Raw genomic sequence first — 24,304 nt, forward strand, 5'->3', positions numbered from 1 at the left:
TATTCTCGGGAAAGTGAGAGATTGGCTGTTGCCGCTGCTCCGGTGCGTGCGCTGCGGAGCTCGCGACCTGGTGCGCCGAAAGGACGAGTTGGAGTGCCCGGGTTGTGGGGCAGAGTTTCAGGTAGACGAGGACGTCGCCAATTTTCTGGATCGGCCTCATCCGATTGTCCAGCACGAAATCGAGGCCGTCGCTGCCCTGGACAGCCGGGAGCCGGCGACGCGACGGAGAATCCGAGAGCTGCTCGTGGCATTGGACCAAGGCCGGGTGGACGGGAGCGATCACCGTTTGACCGAGTTCCCGAGCTTTCGGGAGTTCTTTACGACGCGCCGACGCGCTCAAGAGATGCTCGAGCGATATCCGCCGAGACCCGAATGCCTGGTGGTGGAGTTGGGTGCCGATCACTGTCTGCTGAGCGGGGCATTCCTCGACGCCGGGTGCCGCGTGATCGCGGTCGACATCACCGACCATCTGCGCCTCGCGCCGCGGGCGGCCAGCGAGGATCTGTGCCGGATCCGGGCCGACATGAACCGGTTGCCGGTCGCCGACGGCTCCGCCGATCTGGTCTGGGCCACGGCCTGCGTGCACCACTCCTGGAGCCTGGAAAGGACTTTTCGCGAGGCTCGCCGGGTGCTCGCACCTGGCGGCCGGCTGGTTCTGCTGAACGAGCCCATGCCGGCCTGGCCGAGATTTCTGACATTCGGCCTGGGGCGCGGCTTCGGCCGCGAGCAGAAGGATCTGGGCATCAACGAGAACCTGCATAGACGCGGCGCCTGGTCGCGAACCGCCAGGAAGGCCGGCTTCGAGCCGCAGCTCTTGTTCCCGGCGCTGAGTGATCGGGAGCTCCGGGCGAGACTCGGCAGGTACCGAATCCCGGCCGGATGGGCGCCACTGCTGAGCCGCTTGGCTCGTCCGCTCCAGGTCTCGATTCACATGGTGGCGGAGCTGCCACCGCCCGCGAGATCGGGCTCTCCGCAGTAGTCGAGGATCTCGGCGCGGACGGCGTCGCGCAGCTTGGCGGCCGCGGCCATGTCGGATCCTTGCGCGCGAATCGGCGGCCGGATCGTCAACGAGATCTGACCCTTGCGCGGGAACCACTTGTTTCCACGCAAGACCGAGCGGGTTCCGCGGATGGCGACCGGGACAACCGGCACGCCGCTCTCGGCCGCCAGCATGAAGGCGCCGAGCCGAAACGGCCGCAGACCGGGGGCGCGGTCGAAGGTGCCCTCTGGAAACAGGAGCAGAGATTGGCCCTGCCTCAAGGTCTCGGCGGCGCGTCGTATGTCCTGGACCCCCTTGCTGGGATCGAATCGCTCGACGAAGAGGGTGCCGAGGCGCTCGAGCAGCAGTCGGGCGAGAAAACTGTCCTTGAGCTCGCGCTTGGCCAGAAAAGAGCCCTGGGTGGGCAGGGTGGCGGTCAGCGCGAAGCCGTCGAGATAGCTCGCGTGGTTGGCGACGACAATCCAGGGGCCGTCGCCCTCGAGATGCTCGACACCGGCGACCTGGATCGGAGTCGACGTCAGGCGGGCGATCTGGCGCGCCGCGCCACCGGCCAGGCGACGCCGGCGAGCCAGCTTGGGGAGCAGGATGAGGGAAGCCGCGACCGGCACCGCGGCAAGGCCGACGACGGCCCAGAACCTCCCCGCGTGCGCCAACTCCCTGGCGGCGCGGCCGGTGCGGACGATTTGGGGGCGTGCGCCGGACGCGGCGAGCCGTGCGACCTGGAGCCAAGCGGGCCCGCGTCGCTCGAGCTTGCCGCCTTCGTAGAGCTCGCGCCCGGCCGCCCGCCTCAGTTTACCGCTCGAGGTCTTGGGCACGGCTCGAGGTGGCACCAGCGATACGTCGTCGGCGGGCGTGCCCACGAGGTCGACTGCCGCCTGCTGGATCCGTTCGCGCAGCTCCTGCCGGACGGTCTCGTCCGTCTCTCGGGTCTCGGCCAGGACAACTAGCCGTTCGGTGCCGGTCTTAGGATCCTTCGATCCGAAGACCGCCACGCATCCCTTGCGAACACCCGGCAGATTCCCGACGACCTCTTCCAGTTCCTGGGGATAGATATTGCGCCCCGCACGGATGATGAGGTCCTTGGCGCGTCCGGTGACGAACAACTCGCCGGCGGCGATGTAGCCCAGGTCGCCCGAGTCGAGCCAGTCGCCGTCAAAGAGCTTCCTAGTCGCTTCCGGGTTGCGAAAGTAGCCGCTGGTCGCCGACGGCCCTCGAAACTGGATCTTGCCCTCGTGGCGTTCTCCGACCTCCGCGCCGGTCGAGTCGACGATGCGGATCTCGTGGTCGATCAGGGTGAAGCCGGCGCCAACGAAGCTGAGGGCATCGGCATCGTCGTAATCTTCCCCACCGTCGTGGGACACTGGCTCGGCGCGTCCGGCGACGGCGAGCTGCTCACGGTCCACTCTGTCCACCACCGGTCCGCGACCGATGGGGGGGAACGCCAGGGCGAGAGAGCACTCCGCCAGTCCGTAGACCGGCATCATCGTTCCCGGCCGGTAGCCGTAGGGAGCGAAGCGCTCGGTGAACTCCTCGATGGTTCTTGGACTCACCGGCTCGGCGCCGTTGAGTGATCCTCTCCAAGAGGAAAGATCGAGCCCTTGGATCTCGTCATCCTCGATTTTCTTTAGGCAGAGCTCGTAGGCGAAGTTCGGAGCCGCGGAGAGCGTCGCTCGGTAGCGATGGACCGCCTGAAGCCAGCGCGCGGGCCGGGCCAGAAAGGCAAGCGGCGACATCAGCGTCAACGGCATCGCGAAATAGAGGCTGCCCATCCATGCACCAATCAAGCCCATGTCGTGGTAGAGGGGCAGCCAGCTGACCACCCGGTCGTTCGGGGTCAGCTCCGCCGCACGACCTATCGAGCGCAGGTTGGCCAAGAGATTGGCGTGGGTGAGAATCACGCCCTTTGGGTCGGCCGTCGAGCCCGAGGTGAACTGGAGAAACGCGATGTCGTTGGCACGGACCACGGGCAAGCTCGCCGTCGGTCCGTCGACGGTGAGCTCGGCTGGAGTCATGACTCGCGTCAAGCTGCCGACATGGGCTCGCACCAGGCGAGCGAGCGGCATGACTTCGGCAACCGTGATCAGGAAGCGGGCTTGGGCCGTATTCAGGATGCCGGCCTGTCGGCGCAGATGGTCCTCGATCTGGCTGAGGCGCGCCGGCGGGTAGAGCGGCACCGGGACGCCGCCGGCCATGAGAATTCCGAAAAAGGAGGCAAAGTAGTCGAGGCCGGAGGGCAACATCAAGCCGACGGTCTGCTCGCTTTCGAGCCCAAGCTCGCGAAGCGCGCGGGCGACTCCCTTACCTCGTTCGAAGAGAGCTCCGTAGGTCAGGTCTTCGATCTGATCCCTTTCCGCCAGAAAGGCGACGTGGCTGCGCTCGGGATGGCGATTCGCGTGCCACCCCAGAACCTCGACCAGAGTCTCGGCGCGCTCGGGAGCGGGCTCGGCGTCGCCGAGAACGGCGGTGACCGTGTCCACCGACCGAGCGGCTGCCGAGCTGGGACGCCCGGTCGCCACCGCAGCGACCGCCGCCCGCAAGAGGTCACGGGGCGTCTCCGCGGTCGCCATCACGCGCTCGGACAGGGCGAGGTCGAAGGCCCTCTCGATCTGTCCGACGAGCTCAACTCGGCCCAGGCTGTCGATGGCGAGATCCCGCTCGAGCGAGCTGTCCAGGGTCACGCGCCTCCGGCGCGAGCCCGGGTGGAGCTCGTCGGCGACCTGCACGACCACCTGCAACAGAGCGTCGGCGTCGACCGCGGGGCCGGCGGGTGCCGCCTCGCCGTTTCCGCCCCTCTTGGGATCGCGCGTCTCGGCCACGGACTCAGAATACCCGACTGGACCTCACCGGGAACCGTCGGGCCGGAAGAAGCCCCAGGTCTCGATCTCGCCCGCGAGCTCGTGTCCGACGATCTCGTAGCCGAAGCGCTCGTAGAGCCCGACGTTACTCGGAGTCTCGGTGGTCAAGCTCACTCCCAGGGAGTCAGGGTCGGAGAAGGACATGTCGTGGAGGGCTTCCAGCAGACGCCGTCCGTGCCCCTTTGCCGCCTGATCGCGGCGAACGCCGATCATGCCCAGATGGAAGTGAGGCTCCGGCCACTGGAACTTGGCGGTCGCGTTGCCATGTTCTTCGTAGCGGCCGCGAGCGTCTGCGCCGAGGTCCGCCCAGAGCGAGCGCCGCTGCTCATCCAGTGCCTCGGGCGACCTGCTCGCTACGGGGCGGTTGATGTTGGCCACCGCGAGAACCTCTTCGGCGTCCGTCAGGGCCCAGACGAGGTCTCGGTGGATGAACCGAGCCATCGTAAAGAACGAGACCAGCCGCCTCAGCCGGCGGGGGTAGTCCTCGCCGGCCTCCCCGACAACGAACCGCATGACCGGGTAGTCGTAGAAGGCGTCGCAAAGAACATCCACGGCCTCGTCGAGGCGGTCTCGAGTCAGCTCTTTGATCGTAGGTGCCACGGCCAGGTAGTCCTCTCCTCTCTGGTGCCGCTAGAACCGGGAGCTGGTGAGCCGGTGCCCGTCCTCGGCCCAGGCCCGTTCGAATCGCTCGGCGACCACGGCCGCGTCCTCGGTCTTCTTCTGGGCTTCCAGTGCCTGGCGCAGGCCGAAGAGCGAGTAGCCGTTCTCGGGGTTCTTGCGCAAGTCGGCTGAATAGACGACCTCGGCTTCGTCCGGCCGATCGAGGTCCAGGAGCATCGCGCCCAAGAAGTGGCGAACCGGGAAGTACCAGTCCGGCGGCTCGTTGTAGAGAAGGCCGTCTTCGAGGCGCACCGCGCGCTCGAGCCGGGCGAGGCCCTCGAGGGCGCGCCCCTCCTTGGCGGCGATCTCACCGGCGACAATTTCGTCCGCTATGGTCAGAAGCTTGCGGGCGGTCCCGAAGCCGATGTAGTGGTCCTCGACGCCGACGGACCGCAGCATTTGTCTCAGCTGCCGGTGCTCCTTGCGCGCCTTTTTCAAGCGTCCCGTGTGCACGTAGGCCAGCCCCCGGCCGTAGTGCCAAATCCCGGTCATGAACCGGGATTCCACGTCGGGCTTGGGCTCGGCCAGCATCTCGTCCCACATGCCGAAGCGAACCATGGTGAACATGGGTTGGCTCAGAAAGACCTCGTACAGGCCCCAGGTGTTCTTGTCGCTCGAAAGATGAGGCGGGATCTTGTCCACGATCTTGCGCGACGCCTCGATCGCGGCTTCTTTGCGGCCCTGGACCATAGCCGACCAGGCCATGAAGTGAATGTTGTGCGGGTAGTAATTGAGCGGGTAGATGCCCTGAGCGCGGCACTGGGTGATGTAACCCTCATCCGCGGCCACGGCCTTGACGTTGGCTTCGTAGGAGTCGGCGAAGCGCCCGACTCGCATGTAGATGTGAGACGGCATGTGCACCATGTGGCCGGCCCCCGGCATCAAGCCGGCCAGCATGTCGGCGTGCTGCTCGCCACGCTCCGGATGTCGCGACTCGACAGTGTGGATGTAGTAGTGCAGGGCTCCCGCGTGCCGTGGCTCCCGATCCACGACTGACTGGAGCGTGTCGAGGATTTCGGTTGTGTTCTGCTTCGGGCTGCCGTCGAGGTTCCAGTAGTCCCAGGGACTGAGGTTCATGAGCGACGCGGCGTACAGGGTGGCCGCGTCGAGATCGTCGGGATAGCGTTCCACGATGTCGGCCATTGCGGCGGCATACGCCGCATCCAAACCCACGCGGTCGGCCTCCGGGTCGTCGCTATAGCGCTCGGCCATGGCTTCGATGTAGGCGCGCTCCCTGGCCGAGACCTTGTCCTTCAGGGCGACGGCTTGCTGGATGGCTGCGTAGGCCTGTGGCGCCACTTCGCTGAGCATCGGCAGGTTGAGGTTGGGTCCCAGGACCAGGGCCCAGCCCCAATAGGCCATGGCGTTGTCCGGGACGAGACGGGCGGCCTCCTTGAACGCGCGAAGAGCCTCGGAATGATTGAAGCCATAGGTCAGGCGCAGTCCCTGGTCGAAGAACTGCTGCGAGCGGGGTTCGCTCGTGGTGACCTCCATGTGGTGATCTCCCAGCCCCTCGAGCGTCGGCGCGATGGCCTCCGCCGCGCCCGCGGGGTCGGCTCCGAGCGCTCGGGGATCGTGGACTTGGGCACTTGCGGTTGCGCAAACGAGAGCGAGAAACAGCGCCACGAGCGCGATCATCGGGCGTCTTTCGACCGTCATCTCATACCTCCTTGGGTTCTGCGAGGTCAGATCGTACTCCAACTGGGTGGGTCGGCTGCTCGGGGGGGCTGGGGCAGCCACCTTTTTGGGTTGTTCAAATGGAGGCGCTCTCGCCCTATGATTAGCTGCATATATGCTGGAAGCCGTCGATCTGTCGCGCAGCCTCGACAAGAGCGCCTACCGGGAGCGCGTCAATCCGCTCCAGGACCGGCTCTGGGAGCTCCAACGCCTGTGCTGGAAGGCGTCGATTCCGGTGGTGATCGTATTCGAAGGTTGGGACGCGGCGGGCAAGGGGCGGTGCGTCGCCAAGTTGACCGGCAAGCTCGAGCCTCGCGGCTTCGAGGTTCATCACACCACGACCGAGCCGCGAACTCACGAGCGGGAAATGCCGTGGATGTGGCCGTTCTGGGTGGCCGCGCCGAGGCGCGGCAAGATCGCGATCTTCGATCGAAGCTGGAACCGTCGGGCCCTGGTCTATCGGTCGCGAAACCTGGATGATGAGATCGGGTGGAGAAGGTCACTGCGTGACATCGGTGACTTCGAGCGCTGGCTTGCCGACGACGGCTATGTGCTCGTCAAGTTCTTTCTCCACATCAGTCACGACGAACAGCTCAGGCGCTACGAGAAGTGGGAGCAGGATCCGGGGCTGAGCTGGAAGGCACTGGAAGGCGCCTGGCAGAAGCCCGAGCATTACGAGGAGCATCTGGCGGCGGTCGAGGAGCTACTGCAGCACACGGAAGCGGTGTGGAGTCCGTGGACGATCCTTTCGGCCACCGACTCGAGGTGGGCTCGCTTCAGGGTGATCGAAACTCTTGCCTCCAGGCTCGAAGCGGCCCTCGAAGAGCGCGGGTTGATGTCCGAGGACTTCGCCGACGACGAAGAGAGCCCGGAAGTCAACGGAGAGGTCGGGTAGCCCGGGTGCTCAATCAGGTCGACCTCAGCCTGTCTCTCGAGCCGGAGGAGTATGGCGAGCAGTTGCGCGAGTGCCAGCTCGAGCTTCTCCGGAGGTCTCGCGAGCTCTATTCGGCGCGCCGGTCCCTAATCATGGTTCTGGAGGGTTGGGATGCGGCCGGAAAGGGTGGCGCGATTCGGCGCTTGACCCAGAGCCTGGATCCCCGCAGCTATCAGGTGTTCTCGATCGCCGCTCCGACCGAGGAGGAGCTCGCGCACCAGTACCTCTGGCGCTTCTGGCAACGACTGCTGTCGCCGCGGGAGAAGCAGATCCTGATCTTCGATCGGAGTTGGTATGGCCGAGTTTTGGTGGAGCGCGTCGAAGGCCTCGCCGAGCCGGCCGAGTGGCAGCGCGCGTACCGAGAGATCAACGATTTCGAACGTCAGCTCATCGACTCACAGGCCTCGGTAGTAAAGCTCTGGTTCCACATCAGTCCGGAAGAGCAGGTGAAACGGTTCGAGCTGCGCAAGAAGACCCGCCACAAGAGCTGGAAGCTGACCGACGAAGACTGGCGCAATCGAGCGAAATGGGACCAGTACGAGAGGGCGGTGATCGACATGCTGCTCAAGACCAGCACGCAGCAGGCGCCCTGGACGGTCGTCGAAGGCAACGATAAGCGCTGGGCCCGGATCAAGACGCTCAGGACCGTCCTCGAAGCGCTGCCGAGCTCGGAGGACTGAGCCCCAAGGCGATTTCTGGCTCTGCTAGACTCCTGCCCCAGCAAAACGGAAGACGGGGCCGAGGCAGGCCGAGGAAGCCCCTCGGTGCGCTCACGACACTCGGTCGGAGCGGCCTCGGCGAGATCCGAACAGACAGACCAACTGGTGAGGGCCGGCCATGACCGACGCGACGGAGTCTGAGAAGAACGAGCCGAAAAGCGCCAAGTCAGCGGAGCCAGCTGGCGTCGAACCCAAGGGGTGGGTATACCGGGCGCTGGCCTGGGTCGAGCGGATTGGCAACAAGCTGCCCGACCCCGCGATGCTCTTTGTCATCGCCCTGGCTCTGGTATGGCTGGCCTCCTGGCTGCTCGCCGATTATCAGTTCACGGTTCCGGGCAGAGATGCCGCGCGAACCCTCGCGGTACAGAACCAGCTCACCGGCTCCTCGATGGCGGCATTTCTAGCGCAGATGGTCACCACCTTTACCGGCTTCGCGCCTCTAGGCGTGGTCCTGGTGGCCCTCCTCGGAGTCGGCGTCGCCGAGCACTCCGGCTTCATCAACGCCGGCTTGAAGGGGTTGATCGGTTTTACGCCGAAGTCTCTTCTCTCGCCGATGCTCCTCCTGGTCGCGATCGTCAGCCATACCGCGGCGGACGCCGGCTACGTGCTGGTGATACCTCTCGGCGGCGTGATCTTCTATGCCGCAGGGCGCCATCCGCTGGCCGGTATCGCGTGCGCTTTCGCCGGAGTCTCCGGCGGCTTCAGTGCGAACTTCATCCCATCGGGCATCGACCCGCTGCTTCAGGGGTTTACCCAGTCGGCGGCCCAGATCCTCGATCCCGCTCGCGAAGTGAATCCACTCTGTAACTGGGCGTTTACCAGCGCGTCGAGCATTCTGGTGATCCTGATCGGGTGGTACATCACCGACAAGATCATCGAACCGCGCCTGAAGGGGACCAAGCTCGATGGCGACGAGGTCGAGTTGACCCAGATGCACGACCTCGACGCGAAGGAAAAGAAGGGACTCTGGGCCGGCCTTGCGGCTATGGCTCTCGGGTTGGTCCTGCTGGTTTTCTGGGTATGGCCCGCCGACTCCCCGCTTCGTTCGAGCGATGGCTCGATCACCTCATTCAGCGCGCCGATCATGCAGTCGATCGTGCCGCTGATCTTCTTGCTGTTTCTGATTCCGGGCGCGGTCTACGGCTATGTCGCCGGAACGGTGAAAGACCATCGGGACCTGATCCAGGGCATGAGCAAGACCATGGCCACCATGGGTTACTACCTGACCATGATTTTCTTCTGTGCCCAGTTTACGGCCGCCTTCGGGCGTTCCAATCTCGGAGCGCTGCTGGCGGTCAAGGGCGCCGACTTCCTCAAAGCCCTGGGTCTGCCCGGTACGATCACCATTATCGGGATCATCCTGTTGAGCACAGTGGTCAACCTCTTGGTCGGCTCGGCTTCGGGCAAGTGGGCTCTGCTGGCACCGATCTTTGTTCCGATCCTGATGCAGGTCGGCTTGTCGCCCGAGCTCACCCAGGCCGCCTACCGAGTCGGAGACTCGACCACCAACATCATCACCCCATTGATGCCGTATTTTCCTCTGGTGGTCGCTTTTTGCCAGCGCTGGGTCAAGAAGACCGGCATCGGCACCGTGACATCGTTGATGCTGCCCTACTCGATAACCCTGCTGGTAACCTGGACCGTTTTTCTGGTCATCTACTGGATGATCGGCTTGCCGCTGGGCTTGCAAGCCAGCTACGTTTATCCCTGATTCTGGAGGAGCTCATGGACTCGCAGCCGTTTGTGGAACAGCTCAAGACGACCAAGGAACACTTCGGTGCCATCCAGGACCACACGGCTCATCACCGGGGCGTCTTGACGGTGCACTCGCGACTCTGTGGCCACACTCCGGCGATGCCCTATATGGACATGTAACGGCGGAAAGCTCGTCGAGGGCTCAGCCGAGGAAGCGGCCGTGCTTCTTGCGCTGGGCTTTCATGACTTTCAGTTCCTGGTCGCCGGAGATGACGACACGCGGGTCGGGCTCGAAACCGAGCTTGCGACTGCGCCCCCGGTAGGAATTGAGCTTCAGGATCAGCTTGAGCGTCTCACGTCGGGCGAGGTGCTTGTCGTCCGAGCGCACGATCCACCAGGGTGACTCGGGAGTGTGGGTCTTTTGCAGAAGCCGATACTTCTTCTCGGTGAACTCGTCCCACAGAGCCTGGGCCTGCAGGTCGACCTCGCTCAGCTTCCACTGTCGCAGGGGGTCGTTCCGGCGGCGCTCGAAGCGGCGCTGTTGCTCGTCTTTCGACACCGAGAAGTAGAGCTTGATCAGGTGAGTCGTTCCGTCGGCCAAGATCCGTTCCTCGTAACCCACCACCCGACGCATGAACTCGCGATACTGGCGTGGCGTACAGAAGCCCATCACCGGCTCCACCATGGCTCGGTTGTACCAGCTGCGATCGAACAGCACGAGTTCTCCGGCGTGGGGGAAGTGCTCGATATAGCGCTTCATGTGAAGCTCGGTGCGTTGTTCCTCGGTGGGTTTCCCGAGTGCCACCACGCGGTAGTGTTTTTCGTTCAGATAGCGGACCACGCGCCGTATCGTGCCGCCCTTTCCCGAGGCGTCGCGACCGTCGAAGAGAATGATGATCTTCTTGCCGGTGACCTCCAGGTGCTGAAGTAGCTTGATCAACTCGGCTTGGTACGGCACCAGCTCTTCTTTGGTGAAGTGCCGCTCGAGCGCGCCCTGGATGACGCGTTTGCTCTCTTTTCTGGTGAGCTGCCGGCGCGCCGCTCGAGCGGCCTCGAGCGGCGCATCCGGGGGCAGGCTGTCGACGATTCGGGAGACGGCTTCGCGGATCCGGGAGGTGGAAGTGATCACCGGCTGAGTGGGGGCACCGCCGCCTTTTTCTCTCTTGCTTTCCCCCATCACTTTTTGCCTTTGTCGCCGCTTGAGTCCTTCACTATGGTAACCGGGATCGGCGAGAGTTGAGTGACCTTCTCGGCCTTGGAGCCCAGCAGGAGGTGCGGCAGTCCGGTTCGCCCACGGCTCCCCATAACGATCATCCGAGCGTTGGTGCGCTTGGCAATCTCCAGGATTCGGGTCACCGGGAGCCCTGACACCAGTCGGCAGTCCAGATCGTCGAGGATTGCGATATCGGGGCTTGTCTTTCGGACCTCGACCAGAAACTCGTTCATCATCTCGGCGGCCGCCTCCTTCATTCGCCGAAGGTACTTCTTTTTCTTCTTGTCCGGCTGGTGGTAGTAGCCCGGCGCCGAGCCGGGGTCGTGGACCACGTGAACCACCACGAGAGGCGCCCGGAAGCACTCCGCCGCGCGAGCGGCCCAGAGAAGCGCTTTGGCCGAATGGGCGGAAAAGTCGACGGCAACCAAGATCGGCTGGCTGGCTTCGGGTTTCTTCGATCCCATGCTTCCTCCGGAGGGTGAAGTCAGGAGAGCCGTGATGAGCTCCCGTCGGTCGGGTCGGCGAACAACGGCTCCTGGCGAGCTTGCCCTTTGCCGCCTCGCGCGTAAGGTGCGGTTTCCTCGACGACCAGCCGAGCGATCCTCTTGGCGAAGTAGTAGATTCGTCTCAGGGCCTCGACGAGCTCGGATTCGATCCTGAAAACCGCCAGACGGTCACCCTCGGTGGCCGTCAGGCGCGCGGCGAGATGGCCCTCGGCTTCGACGGCCATCCGGTTGATCTCGGCCTTGGCCTTGATCACCTGAAGCGCCACATCCTTGTCGTCCGCCGCGATCGCTTCGGTCGCGCGCTCTCCGGTCCAGGTCACCTTGAGATGGAGCTCACGCAAGATCTCGCGGGTCGATGGGCTCACACTGAGCCCTTGTTCTATGCGGCTCCGCCCGGCTTCGACGAGATTGGTCTCGATCATGTCGCCGATGTTCTCGAAGTAGTTGGAGCCCGACAAATACTCTGAGAGGCGGTGCGACTGGGTCTCGGTCAGGTTCTCGAGCGACAGTCTTCCCAGGTAGGTGACCAGCGCGCCGTGAAGCCGGTCGACGTCCTCGTCCATGTGCTCGAGGTCGCTCAGGTCTTCCTGAGTTCCGCTGAGCACCGGATCCATGGCGTCTCGGACCATGTTCCTGGCGGCCGCTCCCAGCCGGGCTATCTCCATCCGCACAACGTCGAGCGCCAGGGACGGGGCGTGGAGAAGGATGTCGTCCAGGTAACGGCGGTCGGGGGCCTCGTCAGCGTCGAGCCTTCTATCCGGGACGATCCACTCCATGAACCGCACGATCAAAGGCGTGAAGCCGATGAAGATCACGGTATTGGCGACATTGAACGCGGTATGAGAATTGGCGATCTGACGAGGGGTCTCCGCTCTGAGCTTGGCTAGTTCTTCCAAACCCTCTGTGGCCGGTGAGATCCAGCGAACGAACTCGGCGAGCTGATCGATCAGCCCGATCCAGATCAGCACTCCCACCGTCGCGAGGAGGACATGGACCAACGCCGCCCGAACTGCCTCCCGCGGCTTGCCGATTGCGGCCAGGGAGGCGGTGACGCAGGTGCCGATGTTGGCGCCGAGAACCAAAGCGATACCGGATTCGAGCGTGAGAAAGCCCTGGCTGGCGAGCACGATGATCACGCCGGTAGTGGCCGACGAGCTTTGAACCAGGGCCGTGAACCCGGCACCGAACAGCACGCCGATCACCGGGCTTTCGAGGTTGCGCATGAACTCGATGAAGGGCTCATAGGTTCGCAGTGGGTCCGTGGCGTTCTTCATCAGCTCCATGCCGAAGAAGATCAATCCCAGTCCCATGATCGTGCGGCCGTAGTGCTGCAGCTTCGTCTGTCTCGAGGCGAAGCTCATCAAGAAGCCGGCTGCCACGGGGACCAACGCGTAGTGGGTGATCTTGAAGGCAACGATCTGCGCGGTGACGGTGGTGCCGATCGCGGCGCCCAGGATGATGCCTATCGATTGCGACAGCGAGAGCAGGCCGGCCGAGATGAAGCCCACGACCAACACGGTCGTCACCGAAGACGATTGAATCGTCGCGGTGACGATCGCCCCGGTGAGAACGCTCTTGAGACGGTTGGTCGTCATGCGGGCGAGGAAAGACTTCATCCTGTCGCCCGCCAGCAGCTTGAGCGCGCTGGTCATCTTCTCCATGCCGTAGAGAAACAGCGCGAGTCCCCCGGCAAGCCCCATCAGGATGGCGCCGATTCCTAGATCACCCATGGTCGGCCCGATTGTATCGGGCGAACCAGTGATCCACCTGGTGGAACCGCCGCGTATCAAGTCTGAGACCTCGAGCCGGATCGTCGCCTCGGAAAGCTCTCATGACCCTGCGCCAGATCTGTTCGAACTTCGCCTACCTTCCGACCATCAGCAGGCCCGGGGCCGAGGCCGTGTCGTGGACCGGGGAGTCGGGCTATTTCCAGGAGCTCTGGCAGCGGCGGCCGCTGGCCGAAAGTTGGGGCTTCGAGCCGGATCCGGATTCAGCCCACATCTTCGTCTGCGGCAACCCCTTGATGATCGATCAAATGGTCGAGATCCTGGAGAGGGAGGGCTATGTCGAGCGCACGCGCAAGACACCGGGCCAGATTCTGGTCGAGAGATACTGGTAGGAGGCCGGCCTATTGGACCCCGAGGGCTTCCTTGAGCCCGCGCAAGTGTCGACGGCTGACGGTCGCGCGCTGGCCGTCGGCGAGCTCGACCACGGTCGCGTCATCAACACGGCGGAGAGCCTTGACGTGGTGGAGGTTGACCATCTCGGCGCGGTGGATCCGAACGAAGCCCCAGGGTTTGAGGCGTCTCGCGAGCGACACGATGCTTTCGTCGAGAAGGTAGTTGCGGCCGTCGTGCCGGAAGACCGTGTAGCCGTCCTCTGAATGAAAGCGCGCGATTCGGCGCGGGTCGAAGAGCTGGATCATGTCGCCGCGGCGGGCCGCGACCCGGGGCGGCTGCTCGCGGCCGGTGACCTCGCGCAGGATCCTCTTCAACTCCTGCCGCTCCGGAGGCGTGTCCAGCCTTCGGACCCGCTCGAGCGCTTGCTCGAGTCGATCGTGCTCGATCGGTTTCAGCAGGTAGTCGACCGCCGCGGCCTCGAAGGCTCGGACGGCGTACTCCTCGTAGGCCGTGGTGAAGATGACGTGGGTCTGGTCGGGCAGCCGTTCGGCGACCTCGAGCCCGTCCAGCTCCGGCATGCGAATGTCGAGCAGCACCACCTCGGGCGTCAGTTCGTCAATGCGCGCGAGCGCCGCTTCGCCATCGGCCGCCTCTCCGCAAACCGCGACTCCGGGCATGCGTTCGAGCATTCTGCGTAGACGCCGTCGAGCGATGGCCTCATCGTCGACGATGACTACGGACAGCTCCGGTTTCGTCTCGGACGTCATGGTTTGCCCTGCATCGGAAGAGTAAGCCGCACTTCGAACCCTCCTTCCGGATTCGCTCCGGTCCAGAAGTCGGAGGTTCCGCCATAGACGAGGTCGAGCCGCTCCTCGAGCTCGCTCAGCGAGGTGCCGCTGCCGCGATGAGGGGAAGTGCCGGGCCCGTCGCCGTCGTCACTGACCGAGAGGACCAGATTCGAGTCTCGGATCACCGCCCCCACCCGCACGGAGCCCCCTCTCTTGCGCGGAGCTACGGCGTGAAGCACCGCGTTTTCCACGAGCGGCTGGAGAACGAGCGGAGGAACCAAGACGTCGCGCGCCTGGGGCGGCACTTGAAACTCGCATTGCAGGCGGTCACCGAGCCGAATCGTCTCGACCTCGAGATAGCTCGAGACGTTATCGAGCTCTTCCGCGAGTCGGACCCAGCCGACCTCGGTACCCTTAAGCGTGTAGCGAAACAGCCCCGCCAGTTTCTCGAGCACGCGCTCGGCACCCGCGGGATTTTCTTCGATCAAGCCGGCCACCGTATTCAAGCTGTTGAACAGGAAATGCGGGTTGGTGCGCGCCTGGAGGGCCTTGAGCTCGGCGTGGAGGGCCTGTTTCCTGGCCTGCTGTGCGCGCAGCTCGTCGCGCCGGGCTTTTTGCCGGAGCCGAGTGTAGGCCAGCTCGGCCGTGAGAATGATCGCTACCACCACGAAAGCGATTCGCAGAACGTCGGCCCGGAAGCTGGCGGCCTTGATGCCTCCGAGCGCGTCAATCACCCGCACGGCGGCCTCGGCTCCGAGCGCGGTGCCGGTGACCGCGACGAAGGCGTAGAGCACGATGCCCGAAGCCGCGCCTGGGAAGAGGCGCCGCAGCGCCGGCAGGCCGAACCGGAACGCGTTCGAGACCGCGAGGCCGATGCACAGCGAGATGATGCTGTTGAAAACGAAGCTCTGGATCCAGACACCGGGCCCACCGCCGATGAAAGGCGTGAGGATCAGGGTGAGGATGAGCCCGATGACCAGGCACCAGAGCAGGTCGCGCGGCAGATCGCGGAAGAGGAACCGACGTCCGTTCCAGCATTCCTCGGTCGATGCGAGCAGGCTGCCGATGTCATCGGCAACCTGCTCGCTTTCCGAAGCGATGGAGGTTCTGTCGGGCACGGTGGATTCTACCGAGAGCCCCCGCTTGGAGCATGCTTCTGGCGGTGGGCCACGACCTGCTCGAGTAGCTTTTCGCCCCCTTGAGGATCGAGCTCCGACAAGGCGCGGGCGGCTTCCTCGGCCTTGTCGACTGAACCGCCGGCGATCGGAGGCGCGGTCAGGTAGTAGCCCACAAGATAATGATAGGCCTCGGCGAGGCCGGGATCCAAGGCCACGGCCGCCTGGAGCGAGGACAGCATCTCGAAAGCGTAGCGGGGTCCGTCGGCCGGGTTCTCCCGAATGGCCTGACCGAGTGCCCGGCCAAGGGCCAGGCGGGCGTTTGCCTCTTGCGGTGATTCGGCGACGGCCAGGCGAGCCAGCTCGATGGGGTCGTCTGCCGATTCGAAGGGAGTCTCCTCAGCGGACGCTGTGGCGAGGTGCGGCGGTGGGCTCGATACCACTTCGGCGATCGAATCCCCTTCCGTGGGTGAGAGCTCGGCCCGAGCCAGTATCCGCCGCTTGATCTCGGCCCAGGCTTCACGAGGCTGTTTGTCGAGCCGAAACGCGACGTGGGGCTTCCCGCGGAGCACGACGTCGAGGCTCATAGTCTTGCCGGACAGCCCGACGTCGATAGTCAAGAAGTCCGGGTCCTGTTCCCAGATCCAGCGTCTCGATTCACTGTCGCCATTGACCGGGGCGGGGACCAGGCTGTAACGCTGAACTCCCAGCTCCTCCATGGCGGCCTCCTCGTGGAGAAGCCAGCGGCCGTTGTCGTCCTTTTCGAACCGCAGGTCGATGTAGGTGTCACGGTTGAGAGAGCTGCGACTGTGCAGACGGCCGTCCTCGGTCCATTCGAACAAGACCGCGAACGGCATCTTTCCAAAGGGCGTGTCGTTGTCGTCGCCGACCCAGCCACCCTCCAGCGAGGCGATGAAGCCGTCGACGGCCGTTTCCGGTGCCGGGGCGGGCGGCGAAGCCGCCATCAGAGTGGCTCCCGGGAGTGCGTAGGGCGCGGTCAGTGCGACGGCCGCCAGAAGCAGGCGGCCGATCCAGGTTCTTGTGCTCGATTGGTGGTTGATCATCTCGATCTCCTTTCGAGGCTGATGCTAGGGCGCTGTGCGAGGATGAGAAGGGGGCGCCCGACGAGCGGTCGAGCGGAGGCCGCGAGCGGTCGCTGGCCGACGGTGACGGTGGTTGTCGAAGCCACCGGGGCCGGCATTGGTCGCAATCAGCAGGCGCGGCGGTCGCGGCGGTTTCTCTCGTCGAGCGGTCGAAGCAGCGTCATGGCCTTGGCAAGCCTTGCGTTCGAGCCGCTGAAAAAGAAAAGGGCGCCTGCTTTTCAGGCGCCCTTCAGGTGAGGGGGTTGTCGACCGGTGACTACTCGATTCCGAACTCGGTCTCTGAGATGGTCTGGTTACCGCTTTCCTCGATCGCCAGGACCTCCCATTTGCACTCGTCGGCATCTTCCTGGTTCAGCACTTGCGGGGGAACCGTAATGCTGGTGACAGCGGCACCGACATTCGCGGTCGTCTTGGTGAACTGGGGCTCTTCGCACTCGATGACGACTTCATAGCCAACGATCTCGCTGCCCGGAGGATCTGCTACCGCCTCCCACATGAAGACGGCATTGTCCGGGTCGACGTCCTCGCCGTCGACCGGCGTGATCTGAACCGGGGCGGCGGGAAGAGCGTGCGTCAAAGTCGCCTTTCCTCTGAGCTTCTTGCCCTCGGTTGTTGTACCGCGGAACTTGTATTTGCCTTCCGGAAACAGCGCCAGGAGCTCTTCGAGCGACTGTTCCTCGAAAGACGGCTCGGCGCTCTCGAAAAAGAACTCGGTGATGCCTTGCAATCCGACGCTGTTCTCGGCCAATACGCTGAACTCGATGCCGTTGGGACCTGTCATCTGCATGGAGTCCCATCCCTCCCCGTCGAGGAAGACTTGAATGCCGGCATCGCCATCCGTGTCGTTGATCTCGATGCGGATCTCTGTGTCGTCGAGCTTCTTGGCCCAGGCTTCTGGGGCGGCCATGCCTGCGATCAGGGCAACCGCCGCGAATCCCGCCAGCCAGGTTCTTGCTTGTCTCATCGCGTCTCCTCCAATGGAATTCTGCGGGGTTTATCGGGTGTCTCGGCCAGTTCCCGCTACTGGCTACTCAGTTGAGATGCGAAAGCTCGAGGAATCCTTCGAAAGAAATGGGTCGCCCGCCAGGCCGAATGTTCCGAAATCCACGAAGGATTCGCGCTAGCCTTGTATCTAAACAGGAGAGCGGGCGCACGAGCAGCCAGCCAGGGCACAAGAGAAAAAAGCGAATGAAAGCCGGCAAAGAAGAGAAGCTGATGGTCAGGCAAATGATCGCCGGAGATGAAGCGGCGTTCGAGAGGTTCTCGGACGACTACATCCCGGCTCTGTATCGCTTTGCCACCAAGCGTCTTCAGGGAGACCGGGAGCTGGCCCGGGACGTTGTCCAGTCGACGCTATGCAAGGTGATCGAGAAACTGGCTTCATTCAGGGGCGAGGCGGCTTTAATGACCTGGCTCTGCGCCGTGTGCCGAAACGAGATCGCCGGTCACTTCCGGCGTGGCAAGAAGCGAGCGGGAGAGGTCGAGTTCCAGGAACAGGAAGACCTCTTTGGAGCGTCGCTAGGCTTGGGCGATGGTGGTTTCGACGGGCCAGAGCGGGCAGCCTTGCGCAATGAAGTGCACGAGCTCGTACACGATGCTCTCGACGCCCTGCCACCCCACTATGGCAAGGCCCTGGAGTGGAAGTACATCGACAATGTATCGGTCAAGGAAATCGCCCAGCGATTGGGCATGGGCCCGAAAGCGGCGGAGTCGCTGCTGACACGAGCCAGGGACGCCTTCAGGAAGGGCTACGCGAACCTGGTGAACAATATCGGACCCGCGCTGGACGGAGCGCGGACGACCAGCCAGAGAATGGAAACAGCATCATGAGCAAGAATCGAGGACAGGCTTTCTCTGTAGTTCAGACCGGGGAGAGCGAGGTCCGGGATCTGCTTCGGAGCGCCGGTCCCAGACCGGTTGTACCTCCCGAGGACCTGGTGGAGATTCGGGCCGCTGCCAAGGCGCATTGGCGCGAGATGGTGAGAATGGAGCGCGAACGCTCCCGCTTCGGTAGGAGAAACACCGTGTTGGCCCTCGCGGCCAGCGTTCTGCTGGCCGTGGCGCTCGGATGGTGGCTGATGCTGGAGTGGGGCGGCGTGACCCCCGATTTGGTCGCTAGCGTCGAGCTACTGCGCGGTGAGGCCCTCGTCGACGAATCGAAGGCGACGGTCGGCGACGCGCTGCGAGCGGGAGCCGTGCTCGAGACCGGTCTGGGATCCCAGACCTCCGGGATGGCATTCCGACTGACAGGCGGCCAGTCCGTGCGCCTGGATGAAGGCACCAGGGTGCATCTCACCTCGGGGTCGAGCTTCGACCTCGAGCGCGGGGCCGTCTACATCGACACCTTCTCTGCGGCTCCGGGCACCGCCGTCGAGGTCTCGACGCCCTACGGGACGGTATGGGACGTCGGGACCCAGTTCGAGGTCCGGATCGGCAGCCGCGAGGCCGCGGAGTTGACGGTTCGGGTGCGAGAGGGAGAGGTCACGCTCGAGCGGGAAGGCGACACCGATTCGGCCCAGGCCGGAGAGGAGCTGACGTTGCAGGATGGCAGACTCGGACGCGGCGCGGTTCAAGCGCATGACGAGGCCTGGGCCTGGGTCGATCGGGTGACGCCAATGATGGACATCGAGGGGGCTCCGATCGCTTCGTATCTCGAGTGGGTGGCGCGGGAGACCGGCCGAGAATTGCACTACTCCGACGCAGCCCTGGCCGAGACCGCGGCAATCGAGACCCTGAGCGGGAGCATTGAAGAGCACACGCCCGAGGAATCGCTCAGCATTTTGCCGAGCAGTGGTTTCGGTTATCGGATCGAAAACGGATCGCTGCTGATCGAGAGACCGTAGCTGGAGCCGGTTCCGACCTCGCTGGCGCTTGAGCCTTTCGGCTCGTGCGATCCGGCGGACTCGTTGCGGGATCGTCTCTCGTCGCCGAGGATACCTCGATTTACACTACCGGCAGAGGCCGCCGGTGCGGCCTCTCCGCGAGCGAAGAGAGGCTCGCTCCGAGGCCCACACGGCCGGCCGACAGCCGCGGGCCGCCGGAGTCATTGTAGCGGGCGCACACCGCTTGCCCTCGAGCGCAGCGAAGGCTGTCGACCGTCTTCTCTGACGCGCGTCGACGGTGGTCGCCGGGCGATTCGCCAGGGGCCGGCTCGAGCTGGAAGGCCTTCGAAAGCACGGGCTCTCGCCTGCGCGCCGCGGAGCGCAGCCGAGGGCCTGACCTGCGCAGTCTGAGAAGCCCGAGGCGTCCCTTGGGCGGGTGCTTCGCCGGGTCGGTGGCGAAGCGCGCTAGAAGGCCTCGAAGGATTCTCCGGTCCCCAGCGTCTCACTTCACTGAGGCCGTTTCTTGACCGGTTAGGCAACATGAACAACTCCCAAACAGCGACCAGGAAGTCAACTCATCGGGGTCAGGTCTCAGGCGACTCGTTCGCCGTTCGCCGCCAAGGCCGCCGTCTAGCGGTAGAGAGGCCTGACCCCGGCCTTTGTGTGTTTTCCTTTCACTCGGCATTCTAATTGCACATAATCAGGTTCAAACCAATAGTGCGGAGTTCGGCGGGTCCGCGACGTGTAACCAACGTTAGGGGGCAAAGCATGAACGCATCACGAAGCAAGAGGTTCTTCACTCTGGCACTGGCGGCAGCCTTTGTGCTGTCGGCCGTTCCAGCCGCGGCGGCTGGGAGCTCGGCATCCGCACAGCAGTTCGATCTTCAGCTCGACAAGGCACTGTCCGGGCTGGATGACGACCTGTCCATCCTGGATCTCGATTACGAGGCGCTCGCGGCAGCCCACAAGGCGCAAGAGCCGGTGCAGGTGGCGATGCTCTCGACGACGGCGGTCAATGAGCTGCTGACGTCGAGCCAGGCGGTCGCCGCCCAGAGCTCGGGAGGCGGTTCTTCCTCCGGCAAGAAGGGGAGCTGGCTGAAGAGGAAGTGGTGGATCCCCGTCCTGGCGGCGGTCGCGGTGGGGGTTGCGGTGGGCGGCGGTGACGGCGACGACAACATCGACGACGAAGAAGACTAGGCGAGCAGGGGAGCGGATCGAGAACGGCCCGCCCCCTCTTTCCGCCAAGCGATTCGGGCTCACGGGTCGCGGCGGCCTACCTCCGCTTGCCCTCGAGCGCAGCGAAGGGTCTCCACCCGCGTCGAAGCCTTAGAGAGCAGGGTCGATCCAACATGCTCGACCGTTCCAACTCTCCGAGGGCCCATCGGGAGGAGACACCAGGAGCGGTATCTCCGAGAGAGGCGGTTCGTCAGGCGATTCGGCCAGGGGGCTCGCCGCAAGCGCTCGGTACGTCGTGACGAGTCGGGAGGGGACACCATTCCATGGTGTCCCCGAGGTCAGAACTCCCAGCGGACTCCCAGTGAGGGAAAGAACCCCGTCCAGAACTCCACGTTGGGAGTGATGGTTCCTTCCTCGCCGTCGATCTCGTAGTCGAATCCGGCGGGGTTCTTGCGATTGTAGACATTCTGAATGTCGACGAAGAAGGTCAGGAGCCCGGAACCGAGGCTCCAACGACGGCTGGCACGCAGGTCCAGGCGGTGGTAGTCGGAGAGTCGGTCGCCGAAGGGCTCGCCCAGGACCGGTACGAAGAAGATGTCAGGCTCATCCCCTTCTTCGTCATCCTCGCCCTCGTCGTCCGGATTCGGGAAGCGGATGACCTCCTGGAGCGTCAGCGGCGTCGTCGGCCAGCCGGTGTGGTACCGCCAAGCGAGGTTCAGGGTCCAGCGGTCGGTGACTCGGTAGTCGATGTCGAAGTTGAGGCTGTGGGTCTGGTCCAACTGTCGAGGCTGGCGTCGGCCGTCGATCTCGTCCTCGCTCGAGGCCACGGTGTAATTGACGAACCAGTCCGCCTTGGCCCCGGCACGACCTCTCAGAAAGATCTCGAGGCCTTCGGCATGGCTGCGATCCGGGACGATCCGCACCCGATCCGGCTCGACCTCTTGAAACTCGTTGAGCGGTTCGTAGAGGTTTACCCATCGTGGCTGCGGGTTCTTGATCTCGCGCTGGTAGAGCTCGACGCGCAGCGCGAGGCCGGTTGTCCGGCTGTTCTTGAAAAGGTGCTCGAAACCGATCAAACGATGTTCGGACCGCTCTACCTTGCGAAAGGCGGTGTCGCCGTCCTCAACCGCGAGCTCATAGGGTCGCTGGCTCTGGTTGAACCGGCCCCAGGCGCCGCGCACAACCGAGTTCCCGCCCAATGAGTAGGCCAGGTTGAGCCTTGGTGTGAGATGACTCTCGTCTGTTTGCGTGTGATCGTCGAAGCGAAAACCGAGCTCGACCGTCGCGGCCCCACCAAGCTGGAAGCGGTCGGTGACGTAGGCGCTGTTGTGTGATTCCTCGAGCCGGCCCCTGAATGTGAGCGCGTCGAGGTTCGCGTTGGTACGGATCAGGGCCAGGGGACTCTCGAAGTTGAAGGCGCTCGCGTAGTCGTAGCGGGTGTCGAAGTCGCGCAGCTCGAAACCCCACCTCAGGTAGTTGGCAGGCGTCAGCTGGTGATTCCAGGATTGACGCAGGGCGAGAACCTCGAGGTCTCGCCGGTCGGCCACGGTCCACTGGACGTCCTCGTCCAATTCCAGGCCGTTACGATCGCGCTCGACCCGGCTGCTCGAGACCGCGGTCTCGAAGAACAGATTCGGGCCGAGAATCGCCTGATCCGTCAGCCATAAGTACGAGCTCAGATAGTCGGTGGCGAGCCGTTTTTCGCCGTCGACGGTGATCTCGGTGAAATCGTATTGGTCGTCGGAGCGGAGAAAGTTGGCGCGCAGCACGTGGCGCGGGTTCAATTGATAGTCGAGCTTGCCGAACGCGTCCCAATACACGGGTCTCTCGGGTCCGAGGAGCTTGCCGGCGAAATCGTTCGAGCCGCGCCGAGCCTGCGCGATCCAGCTGCCACGCTGGTCGCTGAACGATCCCGCACTGCCGGCCTCGGCGCTCAGCAGACCGATTCCGACACGCGTTTGAGGCGGCCCCGTCGGTGTCCGGGTCGTCATGTCGAGCACACCGCCCATCCGGTCGCCGTGCTCGGCGGAGAAGCTGCCGGTCGAAAGGTCGACGCTATCCAGGGTCGTGGGGGCGATGATCGACTGCGCGTTATCGAACTCCTTCAGGTGGAATGTCTCGTAGAGCTCTTGGCCATCGAGGACGATCCGGGTCTCATCACGGCGGCTGCCGCGGATATTGAACTGCGCCGAAGCATCGTTTGCCGCGATGCCCGGCAGAAGACTGAGAGCGCGGAAGAAATCGTCTCCCAGATGAGGTAACCCGAGAAGGTCGTCTCGGCTCAGCGCCACCGGCGCCGCCGGCTCCGGTCTCAGGAGCGAGACCCGACTCGGCGTGACGATGACCTCTTCTTCGGTAACCGGCGCCGGATTCAGCAGGATATCGAGTTGGCTGTTTTGCCCCGCGGTGAGGGATTGCTCGACGGTCTCGACGACGAAGCCTCGTCTGCGGACTTCGACGGTCGCCGGTCCCTCGGCGAGATCCGGAATCAGGAAACTGCCGTCGCTACCGCTGGTGACCTCGGCGTCGGTTCCAACAAGTCGCAGGCGCACGCCCTCGATCGGCCGGGTATCCCGTCTGGATCGAACGACCCCCGAGAGCGAAGCGGTCGAGGAGGGGGCTTCGATGTGCGGAATTCCTTTCGGAACGACGACGAGGGTTCGGTTGGGTGCGTCTCGCGACTCGAGATCGTGCGGAGCCAGAAGCTCATCGAGGACTGCGCGCAGATCCGAGGCTTCCGATTCCGGGTCGGTCGCGATCTTCATGCCGGGGCGGACGACGTTGGTCGTGAAGACGATCTTGAGTCCCCTCTTCTGCAGGCTCCTCAGCCCTTCGGCGAGAGTCACCCCGGCGAAAAGGGACGAAGGGTCGGCCGCTTGCGCGACCGGAGCTTCCTGGGCCGGTGCCGCGGGCGAAAACGACCAAACCGTAACGCCGAACCAGGTAATAGCGGTCGACAGCACAGCGACGAGGGGCCTCGGAGTACGCCGCATGGGCAAAAGAATAGCAGGCGGTCGGCCGAGATTTTTTCGGAGCAAGCGCGAAGGATTCTCAGCCGAGGGTGATCTAACTCGCTATGGACCGGAGGACTCGTCGGGCGGGCATTGGCCTGCTCGTTAAGGTCGGCGGAATAGACCGCCGACAAGTTGGAAGGAGCAAACCATGAGGAAGGGCGACAGGGACCTCGTAGGCTGGAAGTGCATGCTGCTCGCTACGGCGGCCGTGGCATTGCTGCCGTTGCAGGTAGGGGCACAAGACTTCACCGAGGACTTCCGGGTCGAAGACTGCACTTGGAAGCACCGGGGAGGACAGAATGTCTTCTTCCCGCTGAAGCCGGGAAGCCAATCGGTGCTCGAGGGCGAAGTGGATGACGAGGGCGAGATGGTCGTGATTCGCGTCGAGATCAACACCTTGCGTGAGAAGCAGCGTATTAACTTCGAAGCGCCCAGCGGCGATCGAGTCGCGCTACGGGCCCGAGTCTGGGAGGAGCGCGAATTCGAGGACGGCGAGCTGGTCGAGGTGTCGCGCAACTTCCTGGCGATCTGCAGGGAAACCGGCGACATCTTCTACTTCGGCGAAGACGTCGAGGTCTACGAGGATGGCGAGCTGGCGGGCAACCCGGGCCAATGGCGGGCCGGTGCAGACGGGGCGCAACCCGGCATCTTGTTTCCGGGGAGGTTCCTGCTCGGCTCGAGATACATGCAGGAGATCGTGCCCGGAGTCGCGCTCGATCGCGCCGAGAATGTCGAAATGGGACTCGACGTTCCGACCCCCGCGGGCAGCTTCAGCGGTTGTGTCGCAGTCCTCGATACCAACGGACTCGAGCCCAACGAGCCGGGTGACCCCAAGGTCTACTGCCCCAGGGCCGGACTGGTCATGGACGAGGAGATCGTTCTGATTGAACGGAACTGATGTGAGCTC

At 64.1% G+C, this 24,304-nt stretch carries 21 protein-coding genes; 10 read left to right on the forward strand and 11 right to left on the reverse strand.

From position 1 onward, the window contains the following. Window positions 1–28: 28 nt before the first annotated feature. A complete protein-coding gene (locus GY769_24540) occupies window positions 29–979 on the forward strand; it encodes a class I SAM-dependent methyltransferase (GenBank protein ID MCP4205090.1) in 951 nt (316 codons plus the stop codon). Here GY769_24540 and GY769_24545 read toward each other — a convergent pair. The 3 genes from GY769_24545 to GY769_24555 form a co-directional block, all read right to left on the reverse strand. Next, window positions 928–3,738 (reverse strand): AMP-binding protein, encoded by a 2,811-nt coding sequence (locus tag GY769_24545; protein MCP4205091.1) that lies wholly within the window; start codon window positions 3,736–3,738, stop codon window positions 928–930. The two genes, GY769_24540 and GY769_24545, sit on opposite strands and share 52 nt — an antisense overlap. A gap of 102 nt (window positions 3,739–3,840) precedes the next feature. Beyond that, window positions 3,841–4,455, reverse strand: a complete 615-nt coding sequence (locus tag GY769_24550) for a GNAT family N-acetyltransferase (protein ID MCP4205092.1) — start codon at window positions 4,453–4,455, stop codon at window positions 3,841–3,843. 30 nt (window positions 4,456–4,485) lie between these two features. Continuing rightward, window positions 4,486–6,174, reverse strand: a complete 1,689-nt coding sequence (locus GY769_24555; protein ID MCP4205093.1) for a hypothetical protein — start codon at window positions 6,172–6,174, stop codon at window positions 4,486–4,488. 133 nt (window positions 6,175–6,307) lie between these two features. On the opposite strand from GY769_24555, the gene GY769_24560 reads away from it, so the two are divergent. From GY769_24560 to GY769_24575, 4 genes are all read left to right on the forward strand, one after another. Next, entirely contained in the window at window positions 6,308–7,087 is a 780-nt protein-coding gene (locus GY769_24560) for a hypothetical protein (GenBank protein MCP4205094.1), read from the forward strand. Between the two features lie 5 nt (window positions 7,088–7,092). Then, complete coding sequence (locus GY769_24565) at window positions 7,093–7,806, forward strand: hypothetical protein (protein ID MCP4205095.1); 714 nt, start codon at window positions 7,093–7,095, stop codon at window positions 7,804–7,806. 157 nt (window positions 7,807–7,963) lie between these two features. After that, window positions 7,964–9,556 carry an AbgT family transporter gene (locus GY769_24570; protein MCP4205096.1) on the forward strand — a complete coding sequence of 531 codons (1,593 nt, stop codon included), beginning with the start codon at window positions 7,964–7,966 and terminating at the stop codon, window positions 9,554–9,556. Between the two features lie 14 nt (window positions 9,557–9,570). Then, a complete protein-coding gene (locus GY769_24575) occupies window positions 9,571–9,720 on the forward strand; it encodes a hypothetical protein (GenBank protein ID MCP4205097.1) in 150 nt (49 codons plus the stop codon). A gap of 22 nt (window positions 9,721–9,742) precedes the next feature. Here GY769_24575 and GY769_24580 read toward each other — a convergent pair whose 3' ends face one another. From GY769_24580 to GY769_24590, 3 genes are read right to left on the reverse strand one after another with little or no spacing between them, the layout of a single operon-like run. After that, window positions 9,743–10,921 (reverse strand): polyphosphate kinase 2, encoded by a 1,179-nt coding sequence (locus GY769_24580; protein MCP4205098.1) that lies wholly within the window; start codon window positions 10,919–10,921, stop codon window positions 9,743–9,745. Then, window positions 10,717–11,217 (reverse strand): universal stress protein, encoded by a 501-nt coding sequence (locus GY769_24585; protein ID MCP4205099.1) that lies wholly within the window; start codon window positions 11,215–11,217, stop codon window positions 10,717–10,719. The genes GY769_24580 and GY769_24585 overlap by 205 nt, the downstream gene beginning before the upstream one ends. A gap of 20 nt (window positions 11,218–11,237) precedes the next feature. Further along, on the reverse strand, window positions 11,238–12,989 hold the full coding sequence (locus tag GY769_24590; protein MCP4205100.1) for a Na/Pi cotransporter family protein: 1,752 nt from the start codon (window positions 12,987–12,989) through the stop codon (window positions 11,238–11,240). Between the two features lie 101 nt (window positions 12,990–13,090). Between GY769_24590 and GY769_24595 the strand changes: the two genes are divergently transcribed. Further along, window positions 13,091–13,378 (forward strand): hypothetical protein, encoded by a 288-nt coding sequence (locus tag GY769_24595; GenBank protein ID MCP4205101.1) that lies wholly within the window; start codon window positions 13,091–13,093, stop codon window positions 13,376–13,378. 9 nt (window positions 13,379–13,387) lie between these two features. Here the strand turns inward: GY769_24595 and GY769_24600 are convergent, their stop codons facing one another. The 4 genes from GY769_24600 to GY769_24615 form a co-directional block, all read right to left on the reverse strand. Beyond that, on the reverse strand, window positions 13,388–14,146 hold the full coding sequence (locus GY769_24600) for a response regulator transcription factor (protein MCP4205102.1): 759 nt from the start codon (window positions 14,144–14,146) through the stop codon (window positions 13,388–13,390). Further along, window positions 14,143–15,285, reverse strand: coding sequence for a hypothetical protein (locus GY769_24605; GenBank protein ID MCP4205103.1), 1,143 nt, complete (start codon window positions 15,283–15,285; stop codon window positions 14,143–14,145). Before GY769_24605 ends, GY769_24600 begins: the two co-directional genes overlap by 4 nt. 8 nt (window positions 15,286–15,293) lie before the next feature. Then, window positions 15,294–16,346 carry a hypothetical protein gene (locus GY769_24610; protein MCP4205104.1) on the reverse strand — a complete coding sequence of 351 codons (1,053 nt, stop codon included), beginning with the start codon at window positions 16,344–16,346 and terminating at the stop codon, window positions 15,294–15,296. Window positions 16,347–16,641: 295 nt separating this feature from the next. Further along, on the reverse strand, window positions 16,642–17,349 hold the full coding sequence (locus GY769_24615) for a hypothetical protein (GenBank protein MCP4205105.1): 708 nt from the start codon (window positions 17,347–17,349) through the stop codon (window positions 16,642–16,644). Window positions 17,350–17,573: 224 nt separating this feature from the next. Here GY769_24615 and GY769_24620 point away from each other — a divergent pair, with 224 nt between their 5' ends. From GY769_24620 to GY769_24630, 3 genes are all read left to right on the forward strand, one after another. Further along, complete coding sequence (locus GY769_24620; protein MCP4205106.1) at window positions 17,574–18,215, forward strand: RNA polymerase sigma factor; 642 nt, start codon at window positions 17,574–17,576, stop codon at window positions 18,213–18,215. Beyond that, window positions 18,212–19,228 (forward strand): FecR domain-containing protein, encoded by a 1,017-nt coding sequence (locus GY769_24625; GenBank protein MCP4205107.1) that lies wholly within the window; start codon window positions 18,212–18,214, stop codon window positions 19,226–19,228. Before GY769_24620 ends, GY769_24625 begins: the two co-directional genes overlap by 4 nt. A gap of 747 nt (window positions 19,229–19,975) precedes the next feature. Further along, complete coding sequence (locus tag GY769_24630) at window positions 19,976–20,404, forward strand: hypothetical protein (protein MCP4205108.1); 429 nt, start codon at window positions 19,976–19,978, stop codon at window positions 20,402–20,404. Window positions 20,405–20,721: 317 nt separating this feature from the next. Here GY769_24630 and GY769_24635 read toward each other — a convergent pair whose 3' ends face one another. Continuing rightward, window positions 20,722–23,376 carry a TonB-dependent receptor gene (locus tag GY769_24635; GenBank protein MCP4205109.1) on the reverse strand — a complete coding sequence of 885 codons (2,655 nt, stop codon included), beginning with the start codon at window positions 23,374–23,376 and terminating at the stop codon, window positions 20,722–20,724. 169 nt (window positions 23,377–23,545) lie between these two features. Here GY769_24635 and GY769_24640 point away from each other — a divergent pair, with 169 nt between their 5' ends. Next, window positions 23,546–24,295 carry a hypothetical protein gene (locus GY769_24640; protein MCP4205110.1) on the forward strand — a complete coding sequence of 250 codons (750 nt, stop codon included), beginning with the start codon at window positions 23,546–23,548 and terminating at the stop codon, window positions 24,293–24,295. The last annotated feature ends 9 nt before the right edge of the window (window positions 24,296–24,304 follow it).

It is taken from the genome of bacterium, assembly GCA_024224155.1.
GTDB lineage: Bacteria > Acidobacteriota > Thermoanaerobaculia > Multivoradales > JAHEKO01 > CALZIK01.

Excerpts from the sequence above, each read along its gene's own strand:
- GY769_24635 (MCP4205109.1), bottom strand. The coding sequence starts at position 23,376 with ATGCGGCGTACTCCGAGGCCCCTCGTCGCTGTGCTGTCGACCGCTATT.
- GY769_24555 (MCP4205093.1), bottom strand. The coding sequence starts at position 6,174 with ATGACGGTCGAAAGACGCCCGATGATCGCGCTCGTGGCGCTGTTTCTC.
- GY769_24615 (MCP4205105.1), bottom strand. The coding sequence starts at position 17,349 with ATGAGACAAGCAAGAACCTGGCTGGCGGGATTCGCGGCGGTTGCCCTG.
- GY769_24570 (MCP4205096.1), top strand. The coding sequence starts at position 7,964 with ATGACCGACGCGACGGAGTCTGAGAAGAACGAGCCGAAAAGCGCCAAG.
- GY769_24590 (MCP4205100.1), bottom strand. The coding sequence starts at position 12,989 with ATGGGTGATCTAGGAATCGGCGCCATCCTGATGGGGCTTGCCGGGGGA.
- GY769_24595 (MCP4205101.1), top strand. The coding sequence starts at position 13,091 with ATGACCCTGCGCCAGATCTGTTCGAACTTCGCCTACCTTCCGACCATC.
- GY769_24630 (MCP4205108.1), top strand. The coding sequence starts at position 19,976 with ATGAACGCATCACGAAGCAAGAGGTTCTTCACTCTGGCACTGGCGGCA.
- GY769_24575 (MCP4205097.1), top strand. The coding sequence starts at position 9,571 with ATGGACTCGCAGCCGTTTGTGGAACAGCTCAAGACGACCAAGGAACAC.
- GY769_24585 (MCP4205099.1), bottom strand. The coding sequence starts at position 11,217 with ATGGGATCGAAGAAACCCGAAGCCAGCCAGCCGATCTTGGTTGCCGTC.
- GY769_24620 (MCP4205106.1), top strand. The coding sequence starts at position 17,574 with ATGAAAGCCGGCAAAGAAGAGAAGCTGATGGTCAGGCAAATGATCGCC.
- GY769_24625 (MCP4205107.1), top strand. The coding sequence starts at position 18,212 with ATGAGCAAGAATCGAGGACAGGCTTTCTCTGTAGTTCAGACCGGGGAG.
- GY769_24600 (MCP4205102.1), bottom strand. The coding sequence starts at position 14,146 with ATGACGTCCGAGACGAAACCGGAGCTGTCCGTAGTCATCGTCGACGAT.
- GY769_24610 (MCP4205104.1), bottom strand. The coding sequence starts at position 16,346 with ATGATCAACCACCAATCGAGCACAAGAACCTGGATCGGCCGCCTGCTT.
- GY769_24640 (MCP4205110.1), top strand. The coding sequence starts at position 23,546 with ATGAGGAAGGGCGACAGGGACCTCGTAGGCTGGAAGTGCATGCTGCTC.
- GY769_24560 (MCP4205094.1), top strand. The coding sequence starts at position 6,308 with ATGCTGGAAGCCGTCGATCTGTCGCGCAGCCTCGACAAGAGCGCCTAC.